The organism is Chryseobacterium elymi (assembly GCF_003385495.1).
Taxonomy (GTDB): domain Bacteria; phylum Bacteroidota; class Bacteroidia; order Flavobacteriales; family Weeksellaceae; genus Chryseobacterium; species Chryseobacterium elymi.
This window is the reverse complement of record NZ_QNUH01000006.1, coordinates 147215-161010: the sequence shown is the minus strand read 5'-3', so window position 1 is coordinate 161010 and position 13796 is coordinate 147215. Positions and strand designations below refer to the sequence as shown.

Below are 13796 nucleotides of genomic sequence, written 5' to 3'. Positions count from 1 at the left end.
GGTAAACAAAAGCTTTAAAAAGCATTCATTTAATTTTTTAAGATAGACAAAGCCGTTTCACTTAAGCAATACAGGGAAAATGTATTGGTCTTACTTTGCTGAATGAAATGCCCTTGTTTTTCTTATTAACATGTCAAAAGATCTGCTTTGTTTGCCTTTGCGATAAAAATACAATTTCAGGTGTTTTCCTATCCCGAACTCAGGTTAAATACTACAGCTTCCAATAAAAAGCCCCGGAAATACCGGGACTAAATATCTTTAATTTTTAAATCGTTTAATAGAGAATTACTGATATCTCTGATGTTCTTTGTTTTTTGAGAATCTCTTTGTGATTGGTTTGAAGACTGCTTTATATTTTTCAGCATCAAATAATTGTGAATCGGTAAGCGCTTTATAGGTCATCCATACTCCGAATGGCAGAAGGATAAGGTTAGGAAGCCATGCTGCCAGATAGGGATTCATTCCGCCTCCCCATGCAATGTTTTCAATACCAAGATTCATTACATAAAAAACGATGAAAATAACGATTGCGATGATTACCGGAAGTCCCATTCCTCCTTTTCTGATAATGGATCCTAAACTGGCTCCAATCAGGAAAAAGATAATACACGTTACGGAATAAGAAATAATTCTCTGCTGGTAAATAACAACCTTGCTGAAGTATTTTACGTTTGAGCTGAATTCACTCTTTTTCCCCATGGATGTAGATTTCAGATTATCCAGCCTGTTATAGGCATTAGAGATGATCTCCAGTTTTTTCTGTTCCTTTACGGTATCCAGCTTGATCTGTTGTTTTGCAACTGCTTTGGATTTCGTTATATCCATATAACTGATCACGGAATTGGTCTGGCTCAAAACATCAGCACCGATATTTGAAAAAAATGTGGCATTCTCTTTCTTATTTTTAGCAACCGTTCCATTAAGCTGACCATACGTCTGAAAACGGTAATCGTCCGTAATCTGCTCCTTTTCAATGGCCTTGTTAATGATCTCGCTGATGTCAAAGTGTGAAACTAAAGTGTCAAATTTGATGGACTGATCGGGTTGTTTCAGTCTTACATTCTCACCTTTTCCTGCAAAATTGTCTTCAAGTATATAACCATTATAAAGCTCCAGCTTCAGATAGTTTTTATTAGCTGCAGGCACAAATTTTCCTTTTTCTGCCACAATAGACTGCTGATTTTCATAAGTGCCGGCTTTTCTATGTATAAAAACGCCTTCAATGCTTTCACCATTTTCACCATTGATTTTATCAAACTTTACCATATACCCAGGAATCTGATCGATGAACTGTCCGGGCGTAAAATTAAGCGCCGGTTTGGTTTGTGCAATATTGAAAAGCATGTTTTTTGCCTTTTTCTGAAAATCAGGAATAATGTTGTTGGAGAAAAAGAAAAGCATGACCGCTAGTATGATTGATATTCCCATCAGGGGTGCCATTACTCTTGTAAGGGAAATTCCTGCGGCCTTCATTGCTGCGAGTTCATACCGCTCTCCAAACTCACCGAAGGACATGATGCTCGCCAAAAGGATCGTAAGCGGCAGTACCATACTGATAACGCTCACTCCAAGGTAAAAAAGAAGTTTAAGGATCTGCCAGTAGCTTAATCCTTTTCCCATGAACTGCCCCAGCTGAACCCAGATAATGTTTACAATAAAGATGAAAAACAAAACGCTGAATATAAAGAAAAACGGTCCAAAGAAGGTTTTTATGATATATCGGTCTAGTATTTTTAACATGCGCCAAAATTAATCAAAAAGCCACAAAGTTTTACTTGTGGCTCTTATATTTTTATTACTTTTTATTTAACAGGTGAAGAAGTAAATGACTCTTTTCCCTTTTTCTCCTTTAAAGCTCTGTGATGATGTAGTTTTTAAACTTATTCTTATCAAAAACAAACATATTAGCATCCAGGGTCTGATTTTCCTTGTATTCCTTGATGGCAATTACAGCTACATCTTTATTATTTCCGTGCTGCTCCAGTTTCACCATCTGCTTTTTCGCAGAATCTACAAAAAGATAGACGTGTTGAATTCCGTTGGATTTTACAGGAGTTAATTGAATGAAATCTGCATTCACTCCGTTTACATTCTTTTTCCCGTTATAAGTTACATTATAATCATTTCTGTAGGTTGAAAGATAATTGATAGGGGAGAACATGCTGCTGCTTCCGTTAGGTTTTGCAATGGTTACCTCCATGTCATCTGCATTGATATTGTAGATTTTGCTTCCGTCGAAGATCTGTTCAGTATCCATGATCTTCAGCTTGTATTTATCTCCTGCAGAATAGTAAATTCCCGGTTCTGTTTTCGTCACCTGTCCATTCACACCAGTTCCGAAAGAAAACTTGAAGTAAGAATTCTTTTTAGATTTGTAGTTGGCTGTGATATCGTCAAGAATTTTTTTAGCTTTTGCATCAATTTTTTGTGCATGGGCAAATCCTACAGCACCTATTACAAAACTTCCGACTATAACTTTTGAAATAATATTTTTCATTTTCTTATTTAATAACTTTAAACATTCTAATGCTTCAAGGTTTAATTTATAAAGCATTTTTCCTTTAACTACGCAAATCTTCCAAAAACTGTTCCAAAGAATGTAGATCACTGATAATCACCTCTCTTGCTTTTGCGCCATTAAATCCTCCCACGATACCAGAGGCTTCAAGCTGGTCCATAATTCGGCCTGCTCTGTTGTAGCCCAGTTTCAGCTGTCTCTGTAGCATAGAAGTAGATCCCTGCTGTGTAGAAACAATAATTCTTGCAGCTTCTTCAAACAAGGCATCCTTTTCATTCGGATCAAAAGCACCTACTGTACTGGTAGAATCTTCAGACACAAATTCAGGAAGCAGGAATGCGGATGAATAACCTTTCTGCTCGCCGATATATTCTGCCAATCTTTCCACTTCAGGTGTATCTACGAATGCACACTGAAGTCTTAAGATCTCATTTCCGTTGAAATAAAGCATATCACCTTTACCGATCAACTGGTCTGCACCCGGGGAATCCAGAATAGTCCTTGAATCCACACTGGAAATTACTCTGAAGGCAGCCCTTGCCGGGAAGTTAGCCTTGATCATACCCGTAATTACATTGACAGAAGGTCTCTGCGTAGCAACAATCAGGTGAATTCCTACGGCTCTTGCAAGCTGCGCGAGTCTGGCGATCGGAAGCTCAACTTCTTTACCTGCGGTCATGATAAGGTCGGCAAATTCGTCTACAACCAATACAATATAAGGGAGAAAACGGTGTCCGTTTTCAGGATTTAATTTTCTTTCCGTAAACTTTTTGTTGTATTCCTTTAAGTTTTTACAGAATGCATTTTTAAGAAGGTCATATCTTGTATCCATTTCTATGCAAAGTGAATTCAGGGTATTAATCACCTTATTAGTGTCTGTGATAATCGCTTCATCAGCATCAGGAAGTTTAGCCAGATAATGTCTTTCAATTTTTGAGTATAATGAAAGTTCCACCTTTTTAGGATCTACCATAACGAATTTGAGTTCGCTTGGATGTTTTTTATAGAGGAGAGAAGTAAGAATGGCATTAATTCCTACAGACTTACCCTGACCTGTAGCACCTGCCATCAGTAAGTGAGGCATTTTTGAAAGATCGGCCATGAATACCTCATTAGAAATAGTTTTTCCGAAAACTACAGGGAGATCCATGTCCGTATTCTGGAATTTGTGAGAAGCAATAACAGAACGCATGGAAACCATCGTAGGATTTTTCCTCGGCACTTCAATTCCTATCGTTCCTTTTCCAGGCATTGGGGCAATGATTCTGATTCCTAAGGCAGAAAGGTTCAGGGCAATATCATCCTGAAGTTTTTTAATAGCTGACACTCTGATTCCGGCTTCCGGAACAATTTCATATAAAGTAACCGTTGGTCCTATCGTTGCCTTGATCTCGGAGATGCCGACATTGAAGTTCTTTAAAAGGCCTACAATTTTATTTTTATTTTCTTCTAATTCCTCCTGGTTAATTGAGATTTCTTCGCTTCCGTAATCTTTCAGCAATTCCACTGTAGGCATTTGGAAACCCGCCAGATCAAGTTTATGATCATACAGTCCGTGTTTTTCTACAAGTTCCTGTGATTTTCTGTCCGAATCATCCAGTACATCTACTACCGGAGCGATCTCTACATTAAATTTAATGTTATCCTGCGCTGGGGTAGAAACTGGTGGAACCGGACTAATAGCCGGACTTACCGGTGTTACATCAAAAGCCTGTTCCGGAGTTGAAGTAGGAACATAAGGTTTTGCATTCAGATTTAAGCTGACAGGCTTTTTTTCCTCTTCGAAAGAAGTTTGATTAGGCGTTACTATAGTTTCCGGGTCTGTTAGGGGTTGAACTTCCGGAAATCCTTTAGGAACGTTTATCGGTTCCTGCTCTTTAGTTTTTGCTTTATTTGAAACGTCTGTAACGGTAACATTCTGGCCGGCTTCTGCAGCTTCCTCTTCAAGTTCGGTATCTGCCTCAAAGTTTTCCTCGGAACTTGGCATCATGGATTTAACTTTGCCGATTGTACTGTCATTGATCTTGTCCAGCTTAGCTTTAATAGAGCTCGGACGAAGATTGAATTCCAAAATGAAATATAAAAGAATGCTTGAAACAAGTACCACCCAAAGTCCTACAGGGCCAATGATAGCATTCAGATAATCCATGATCTGGTATCCGTAAACACCTCCCAAAACACCTTGTCCTTTAGTCACTGCTCCCATAAAAATAGGAAGCCAGCAGATGAAAAACAAAGAATGTCCGATGGTTTTCCAAGGTTTGAAGGTTCTTTTTTTAAGAATCAAGGTTCCCACAACCAAAAATAGAAAGGCAATGATGAACGATGCGATCCCGATGCTTTCGAATATAAAAATATTTCCCAGCCAATCGCCCACCTTCCCAAAAATATTTGAAGATTTTATAGTTTTGTCGGTCATAGTTCCTGCCTGGCTCTGATCTGCTTTCCAGTTCATCAAATAAGAGACGAACGAAAATGCCAGAACGACAGAGAAAAGTATAAAGGTAAGCCCGAAAAATATGCGCGGCTTAGATAATATTCTGCCTTTATCAGGCGATTCGGTCTGTTTTGTCTGTGTCTTTTTATCCATAATATCAATGTGGCAAATTTAATGTTTTTTCAACATTAATAGAATCTTTTTTTCTTCAAAAAGATAGCGTAATTTAGGGTTATTTTTTAAAATTATACAGCGTTTTTAAGACATTTTTTTTCACTGAAATATACTTACACTAGGTGCTTTTGACCTAGCTCAAATATCAGCAGCTATTGCTCCACTAATTTTGTTCCATAAAGTTTAAAAACGTAAAAAAAATGAAAAATCTTATCAAAAATGTTCTGATATTTTATGTGACCTTGGTTTTGTTAACAATATTACATTAAAATATTTTCTAAATAGTGCTGAGAATTACAGTAAAGGTGGTTTCTTATTTAAAATGTTAAGGTTCTTGAGAATAATGATTACTCTTCACTAACTTTATATTTTATTGTTGAGATAGAATATCTCAATCATTGGGATAGGTAAATTATATCCGGAATTTTATGATCTTAAAAATTGAATTTTCCGTAATGAATTTTGCATTATTAAGAATGGTTCAAAATAACTGAAATAGGCCTTTAAATGACAAAAAACAGCTTTTTTTAGCTTCTTTGTTGTTTATCATCCTTATTTTTGCATGTCAAGTAAAATAAATCATGAAGAAGCTCCAAGATATTCTTATCTCAACCAGAACAATGGCTGTGCTGTTACTGGTGTATGCATTTGCAATGGCGTATGCAACGTTCTTAGAAAACGACTACGGAACTCCTACAGCTAAAGCGTTAATTTATGAAGCAAAATGGTTTGAACTAATCATGTTTCTGCTCATTCTCAACTTCATAGGGAATATCGCACGGTATCGTCTTTGGAAAAGAGAAAAATGGCCCGTTCTGGTATTTCACCTTTCTTTCATTCTTATTTTTATAGGAGGTGCTATTACAAGATATATCAGTTTTGAAGGGACCATGCACATCAGAGAAGGTGAAACTTCCAATGAGATTGTGACGGATAAGAATTTCTTTAAGATCCAGATCGAGGAGAAAGGAGATGTTCTTAACTATCAGGATGTTCCTTACCTGATGTCACCTTTACATAAAGACTTTAAGGCAACTTATGATTTCCACGGAAAGGAAGTGAAAGTGTTCACCAAAGATTATATCCAGAGAAAGAAGGACAGTTTAATTGCTGAACCCAACGGAGCAGAATATCTTCACCTGGTGTCTACCGGAACTACCGGAAGGCAGAATATTTACATCAAACCGGGAGAGACAAAATCCATCAACGGAACTTTGGTAACGTTCAACAGAGCGATTGAAGGTGCCGTAGAATTTAAAAAAGAAGATGGAAAACTATTCATTAAAACTCCTGTTGATGCTGCCTTTATGACTATGGCAACGCAGGCTACGGGAAGTACAAAGAAAGATGAATTCCAGCCTTTGGTACTGAGAAGTTTATATACCATCAACGAATTGAAACTGGTTGTTCCGGAAGGTCTTAAAAAAGGAAGACTCATGGCTTTCGAGGGTGATAAAAAGAAAGATGCCATGGTACCCGACGTAATGAGAATAGAACTCCAGGGGCCAAAAACAAAACAAATGGTAGATCTTTCTGTAGAAAAAGGAAACCCGAATGCATACAAGCAGGTAACAATGGACGGCCTGAATATTATGGTAGGTTTCGGACCTAAAATATATAATACGCCTTTTGCATTGAAACTGGATGATTTTGTGATGGAAACCTATCCGGGAAGTAGCTCTCCGAGTGCTTATGAAAGTCACGTAAAAATTATTGACGAAGGAAAAGAAACTCCATATAAAATTTACATGAACCACGTTCTTAATCATAAAGGTTATCGCTTCTTCCAGTCAAGCTTTGATCCGGACAGAATGGGAACCGTACTTTCTGTAAATCACGATTTCTGGGGAACGATTATCTCCTACATCGGGTATGGATTTCTGTTCTTAGGAATGTTTGTGATCTTCTTCTGGAAGGGAACTCACTTCTGGAAACTAAATAAAATGCTGACCGATGTTAACAAAAAGAAGACAGCAGCAGTCCTTTTAGTGTTATTAAGTTTAGGCTTAAGCGCACAGAAAATTGAAACACATGGGACCACTGACGGAAGCAGGGAACATGTACATGTAGAAGGTGACGGACATACTCACGCGCAGGCTCCGTCTGTCCAACCTCTTGATGGTGCCGCTCCAAAACAGAACTCTCTGGCAACACCAATGAACAAAATGAGATCTATCTCTCCGGATGAAATCATTGCACGAAACAGAATCAATAAAGAACATGCTGATAAATTCGGATACCTTCTGGTGCAGAATTTCGATGGAAGAATTGTTCCTATCAATACAGCAGCATTAGATATTTTAAGAAAATTATATAAGAAAGACGAATTCAAAGGAACAGACGGAAAATTTCTGACAGCAAATCAATGGTTCCTTTCCATCAACACGGATACTCCAAGCTGGACTATGGTTCCTATGATCAAAGTGGGAACGAAGGGAGGTGACGAATTAAAAAATAAAACAAAAGCTGATGATGAAGGGTACACTTCGCTGATGAATCTTTTCCCGGCAGATGCCAACGGTAATCTTACCTATATTCTGGAAAGTGATTATAACACGGCATTCCGTAAAAAACCTTCTGAGCAGACCAATTATGACAAAGAAGTAATTTCTGTAAACGAAAGAGTGCAGATTTTCAACGAGTTTTTCAGTGGTCAGTTTATGAGAATCGTTCCTGTAAAGAATGATGCCAACCACACATGGCATTCTTGGCTGGATCAGAAATTCGAGCCGGATATGGAATCGCAGCAGGTAATGGGGCCTTATTTTGCAGAAGCTCTTACCGCTCAGAAAACAGGAAACTGGAGCAAGGCAGATGCTGAACTGGCAAAACTTTCAGAATATCAGCAGAAATGGGGTAAAGCAGTTGTTCCTGCAAAATCTAAAGTGGATCTTGAGGTTTTCATGAACAAAGTGAATATTAACTTTAAATTATTGATCTTCTACACTCTGATCGGGGGGCTGATTCTAATCTTAGGATTTGTAGAATTATTCAAATCTAATAAGGTTTTAAATAAAGTAATCAAGGTAATCATTGCTATAGGCTTGGTTGGGTATTTATGTCACTTCTTAGGTCTTGTAGCGAGATGGTATATTTCAGGACACGCACCTTGGAGTAACGGATATGAAGCGATTATCTTTATCTCTTGGGTAGGTATTACGGCAGGACTTCTCCTGTACAGAAATGCTAATGCTCTGATCCCTGCTGCAGGATTCATGGTGGCGGTTATTATGATGGGATTTGCGCACGGAGGTTCAGCGCTTGATCCGCAGATTACGCCGCTTGTTCCGGTACTGAAATCTTACTGGCTGATTGTTCACGTAGCAATCATTACATCAAGTTATGGATTTTTTGCCCTTTCAATGATTATTGCTGTGATCTGTCTGGTATTCTTTATTATTGCCAACAAGGACACTCACAAGCTTCACCATGACACGACATTAAAGGAATTAACTATCGTTTCTGAAATGTCACTGACGATCGGTCTTTTTGCCTTAACTGTAGGAAACTTCTTAGGAGGTATCTGGGCCAACGAATCATGGGGGAGATATTGGAGCTGGGATCCGAAAGAAACATGGGCTTTCATCTCTATTATGGTATATGCATTCGTATTGCACATGAGATTGGTTCCGGGATTAAGAAGCAGATGGGCATTCCACGTAGCTACTATGTTTGCATTCTGTTCTATGGTAATGACATACTTCGGGGTGAATTATTACCTGAGTGGACTTCACTCCTACGCAGCTGGAGATCCGGTTCCGGTTCCGGCCTGGGTATACATCGGATTAGGAACAATGCTTCTTTTATCAGCTGTTTCTTACTTCAAATTTAAAGTATTAATGAAGAAATAAAACGTTTACAATATAACAACTGAAATCCTGGAATTTATTTTCCGGGATTTTTTGTGTGTTGCAGAATGCGGGATAAGGGTTTTCACTTTTGATATTATTGAGGTTATAACCCGTACCTGCAACTCAAAACTCGTATCCGAAAAAAATTCATCATTCATCACTTAAAATTCAAAACTTATCCATATCTTTATGATATCAAAATAGTATCAAATTAAAAATTACAATCATGGAAAAAGTATTAAAGCCCATGTCGGGCTATCTGGCATTAGTATTCTGTCTGGTTTTATTTGCCGGAGCGGTTTATTTTTTTATTTCCGGAGTTGAGCAAAGTATTACATACGTGATCATTGCGATGCTGTGCTTCCTGCTGTTCTGCTTCTTTCTAAAGGGGCTGATGATTATTCAGCCGAATCATTCAAGGGTGCTTAATTTCTTTGGAAAATACGTGGGAACGGTAAAGGACAATGGCTTATTTTTTATTAATCCTTTGTATTCTTCACAGAAAATGTCATTACGTTCAGAAAACCTTCAGGGACAGACTCTGAAAGTAAATGATAAAATGGGTAACCCCATTGAAATTGCTGTTGTGATGGTTTGGAAAGTAGGAGATACTTATAAAGCGGCTTTTGATGTGGAGCGTTATTCGGACTTTGTAAGAATGCAGAGCGAAGCTGCAGTGCGTCATTTGGCGATGAGTTTTCCTTATGATAATTTAGAAGACGATCATGCACCAATTACTTTAAGAGAAGGAGGAGATAAGATCAATTCTATTTTGGAGCAGGAACTTACTGACCGTCTTTCAAAAGCAGGTATTGTGATTCAGGAAGCCAGGATTTCACACCTTGCTTATGCTTCAGAAATAGCTGGAGCTATGCTTCAGAGACAGCAGGCTACAGCTATCGTAGCCGCAAGAACCAAGATCGTGGAAGGCGCTGTTGGAATGGTAGACTTGGCTCTGAAAAAGCTTTCAGAGGAGAATATCGTAGAGCTTGACGATGAAAGAAAAGCGGCTATGGTCAGCAATTTGATGGTGGTGCTTTGTGGTGAAAAAGCAGCCCAACCAATTTTAAATGCAGGAACTCTTTATAATTAAATGGAGAGAAAAAGTGAAGAATGAATACTTAGATTTCATAATAAACTTAGCTGGGCAATCATCTTGCGAAAGGATATAAAGTTTATTTAAACGAAATCTTTGCATCTTTTGCATATTAAAAAGTATTATTAAACAGGCAAAGAGAAAAAATGAAATCGGAAAAAACTTCAAAATCCTCTGAAACTAAAGGCAAAAAATCATTCGTCATAAGAATCGATGAAGCTACCTATAAGCTGGTGGAGAAGTGGGCGAATGATGAATTCAGGAGTGTAAACGGGCAGATCGAGTATCTGCTGCATCAAAGTCTGGTCAGCTCAGGAAGGAAAAAGAAAGATGAAGAAGAGGATAAAGATGAATAGATGAGAGTGAAGATTGGTTTTAATAAACTAATAGCAGTATAATAACAATTCAGTAACCTTATTAAAAAGCAAAGCAGAGAAATTTTCTCTGCTTTTTATTTTATACAACTTTGAAGCGTATCTGCCCCGAAGTAGAATATAACGAGCCAAATCAGGCCTTTGATCGTGAAAAATGCAAATCCAGCCCAGCCTACACGCTTGAACCACTTCTTGAACTTCGAATTGTTATTTTCCTGTGAATTTTCCATGTCTGAATGTCAAATATTACATCACAAAGATAAGCATGTTTATAATTAGTCCAAATAAAAAGCATGTTAAAAATTAAAATTTTGAGGTTCGCATAATATTTCTATCTTTAGAGGAAACGAAAAGTAAACATTTTATGTCTAAAAAAGTAAAGGATTTCGGAATCGAAAAAACACTCAAAAACCTTGGTATTAAAGAAGAAAATAAGGGGACTTCAGTGGGCGGAAAATATTTTGCTTCGGGGAAAACGATAGAAAGTTTTTCTCCTGTAGATGGCAAACTAATCGCTAAAATTAAGACTTCCGGAGAAAGTGATTATGACAAAGTAATTGAGACGGCTCAGAAGGCGTTTCAGGAATTTAGATCCATCCCTGCTCCTAAAAGAGGGGAGATCGTTAGACAGTTAGGTCAGAAATTAAGAACATATAAAGATGACCTTGGAAAACTTGTATCTTATGAAATGGGTAAATCTCTTCAGGAAGGTCTTGGGGAAGTTCAGGAAATGATTGACATCTGTGATTTTGCAGTAGGGGTATCCAGACAGCTTCACGGCTATACCATGCATTCAGAAAGACCAGGTCACAGAATGTATGAGCAATACCATCCGCTTGGCGTTGTGGGAATCATCACTGCTTTTAATTTCCCGGTTGCAGTTTGGGCTTGGAACACAGCTTTAGCCTGGATCTGCGGAAACGTTACCATCTGGAAGCCCTCTGAAAAAACACCATTGTGTGCTATCGCCTGTCAGAACATTATGTCTGAAGTATTAAAGGAGAATAATCTTGCCGAAGGTATTTCAAGTGTACTGGTTGCTGATCATGAGATCGGGCAGAAGCTGGTTGATGATAAAAGGGTTTCCCTGGTTTCCTTCACAGGTTCTACAAGAGTGGGGAGAATGGTTTCTTCAAAAGTGGCAGAAAGATTCGGAAAATCTATTCTTGAATTAGGCGGAAACAATGCGATCATTATCTCTAAAGATGCAGATATAGACATGTCTATTATAGGAGCTGTTTTCGGAGCTGTGGGTACGGCTGGACAGAGATGTACGTCTACAAGAAGACTGATCATTCATGAAAGCGTTTACAACGAAGTAAAAACAAGACTGGCAAAAGCATACGGACAGTTGAAAATAGGAAATCCACTGGATGAAAATAATCATGTAGGACCGCTTATCGATGTAGATGCAGTGAATCAGTATGAAGAGGCTATCAAGAAATGTAAGAAAGAAGGTGGAAAATTTGTAGTTGAAGGAGGCGTTTTAAGCGGAAAAGAATACGAATCGGGATGTTATGTGAAGCCATGCATTGCAGAAGTGAAAAATTCTTACGAGATTGTTCAGCACGAAACTTTCGCGCCGATTCTGTATCTGATCAAATATAAAACATTGGAGGAAGCAATTGCTATCCAGAACGATGTTCCTCAGGGATTATCATCTGCTATCATGACACAGAATCTGAGAGAAGCAGAGTTATTCCTTTCTCATGCAGGTTCAGACTGTGGCATTGCCAACGTAAACATCGGAACTTCAGGTGCTGAAATTGGGGGTGCTTTTGGTGGTGAAAAAGAAACAGGAGGCGGAAGAGAATCCGGTTCAGACGTTTGGAAATACTATATGAGAAGACAAACCAATACTATAAATTATACAGCACAACTTCCTTTAGCACAAGGGATTAAATTTGATTTATAAAAATTAGGTTTAAGTTAATTCAACAAAAACTAAAAATTAATAACCTGAATGTTTAAGCCTTTTAATCATTCAATTATTAAATCACACAACTATTTTAATTATGGAACAAACAATCGATATAAAAGTTAATAAAGTAAAAGAAACCGTAGGAAAACATGTTTTGGCAGATGGTTTTGATTTTGTGATGGATATTGAAAAATCCCACGGATCATGGCTGTATGACAAGCTTACAAACAGAGAGTATCTGGATATGTTCTCTATGTTTGCATCAGCTTCAATAGGCTACAACCATCCTTATCTGGTAGAAAGATCAGAGTGGCTGGGAAAAATGGCTGTCAACAAACCCACTTTGGCAGACGTATATTCAGAGGAGTATGCACACTTTCTGGAAGTTTTTGAAAGAGTAGTGATTCCTGAGGAATTGCAGTATGCTTTCTTTATTGAAGGGGGAACTTTAGGAGTGGAAAATGCAATGAAAGCATGCTTCGACTGGAAAACCCGTAAGAATTTTGAAAAAGGACTTCAGACGGAAGCAGGGATATGTATCCATTTCAGACAGGCATTCCATGGAAGAAGCGGCTATACTTTAAGCTTAACTAATACTTCAGATCCTAGAAAATATCAATATTTCCCAATGTTTGAATGGCCAAGAATCTTAAATCCAAAGTTATCTTTCCCTATCACAGAAGAAAATTTAGAAGAAACCATCAAGAATGAAAGGCTGGCCCTTCTTCAGATCGAAGAAGCAATTCTTATGAATCCGGATAAAGTGGCGTGTATCATCATTGAGCCTATCCAGGCCGAAGGTGGGGACAATCACTTCAGAGATGAGTTTTTAATGGGACTGAGAAAGCTTTGTGATCAGAACGAAATATTACTGATCTTTGATGAAGTTCAGACAGGTATTGCCATCACAGGAAAAATGTGGGCATTCCAGCATTTTACTGCAAAACCGGATATTATTTCTTTCGGGAAAAAAGCTCAGGTTTGTGGTGTTTTGGCTAATAAAGAAAAATTTGATGAGATCCCAAATAATGTTTTCAGAGAAAGTTCAAGAATCAATTCTACGTTTGGAGGAAACTTTATCGACATGCTTCGTTTCCAGTTGGTAATGGAAGTTATCGAAAAAGAAAACCTGGTTGAAAATGCAAGAGTGGTGGGAGATTATCTGTTGGAAAAATTAAAAGAGCTGGCTCAGAAATATCCGGATAAAATTTCAAATGCAAGAGGAAGAGGCCTGATGTGTGCCATTGATCTACCTTCCGCAGAACAACGTAACCGTTTGATGAATGAGCTTTTCAAGGATGGGTTGATTATTCTTCAGTGCGGGGATCATTCGCTTCGTTTCAGACCACATCTAAATGTTACTCAGGAAGAAATTCAAATAGCTCTTGATAAAATAGAAAACAATATTAATAAAATTTAAATTCA

At 38.0% G+C, this 13796-nt stretch carries 9 protein-coding genes; 5 read left to right on the top strand and 4 right to left on the bottom strand.

The window, feature by feature from the left end; all coding sequences use genetic code 11:
- Positions 1 to 285: 285 nt before the first annotated feature.
- The 3 genes from DRF60_RS08955 to DRF60_RS08945 form a co-directional block, all read right to left on the bottom strand.
- Entirely contained in the window at positions 286 to 1740 is a 1455-nt protein-coding gene (locus tag DRF60_RS08955; protein ID WP_116011757.1) for an LptF/LptG family permease, read from the bottom strand.
- Between the two features lie 109 nt (positions 1741 to 1849).
- Positions 1850 to 2497 (bottom strand): LolA family protein, encoded by a 648-nt coding sequence (locus DRF60_RS08950; protein ID WP_116011882.1) that lies wholly within the window; start codon positions 2495 to 2497, stop codon positions 1850 to 1852.
- Positions 2498 to 2561: 64 nt separating this feature from the next.
- Entirely contained in the window at positions 2562 to 5108 is a 2547-nt protein-coding gene (locus DRF60_RS08945; protein WP_116011756.1) for an FtsK/SpoIIIE family DNA translocase, read from the bottom strand.
- 602 nt (positions 5109 to 5710) lie between these two features.
- Between DRF60_RS08945 and ccsB the strand changes: the two genes are divergently transcribed.
- The 3 genes from ccsB to DRF60_RS08930 all read left to right on the top strand — a co-directional run bounded on the left by ccsB (position 5711) and on the right by DRF60_RS08930 (position 10432).
- On the top strand, positions 5711 to 8980 hold the full coding sequence (gene ccsB, locus DRF60_RS08940) for a c-type cytochrome biogenesis protein CcsB (protein ID WP_116011755.1): 3270 nt from the start codon (positions 5711 to 5713) through the stop codon (positions 8978 to 8980).
- Positions 8981 to 9206: 226 nt separating this feature from the next.
- Positions 9207 to 10073, top strand: a complete 867-nt coding sequence (locus tag DRF60_RS08935; RefSeq protein WP_116011754.1) for an SPFH domain-containing protein — start codon at positions 9207 to 9209, stop codon at positions 10071 to 10073.
- A gap of 149 nt (positions 10074 to 10222) precedes the next feature.
- Positions 10223 to 10432 carry an Arc family DNA binding domain-containing protein gene (locus DRF60_RS08930; RefSeq protein WP_116011753.1) on the top strand — a complete coding sequence of 70 codons (210 nt, stop codon included), beginning with the start codon at positions 10223 to 10225 and terminating at the stop codon, positions 10430 to 10432.
- 95 nt (positions 10433 to 10527) lie between these two features.
- Here DRF60_RS08930 and DRF60_RS21365 read toward each other — a convergent pair whose 3' ends face one another.
- A complete protein-coding gene (locus tag DRF60_RS21365; RefSeq protein WP_040995320.1) occupies positions 10528 to 10680 on the bottom strand; it encodes a histidine kinase in 153 nt (50 codons plus the stop codon).
- 134 nt (positions 10681 to 10814) lie between these two features.
- Between DRF60_RS21365 and amaB the strand changes: the two genes are divergently transcribed.
- Both amaB and lat read left to right on the top strand, forming a co-directional pair.
- Complete coding sequence (amaB, locus tag DRF60_RS08925) at positions 10815 to 12365, top strand: L-piperidine-6-carboxylate dehydrogenase (protein WP_116011752.1); 1551 nt, start codon at positions 10815 to 10817, stop codon at positions 12363 to 12365.
- A 100-nt stretch (positions 12366 to 12465) separates the two neighbouring features.
- Complete coding sequence (gene lat / locus DRF60_RS08920; protein ID WP_116011751.1) at positions 12466 to 13791, top strand: L-lysine 6-transaminase; 1326 nt, start codon at positions 12466 to 12468, stop codon at positions 13789 to 13791.
- The last annotated feature ends 5 nt before the right edge of the window (positions 13792 to 13796 follow it).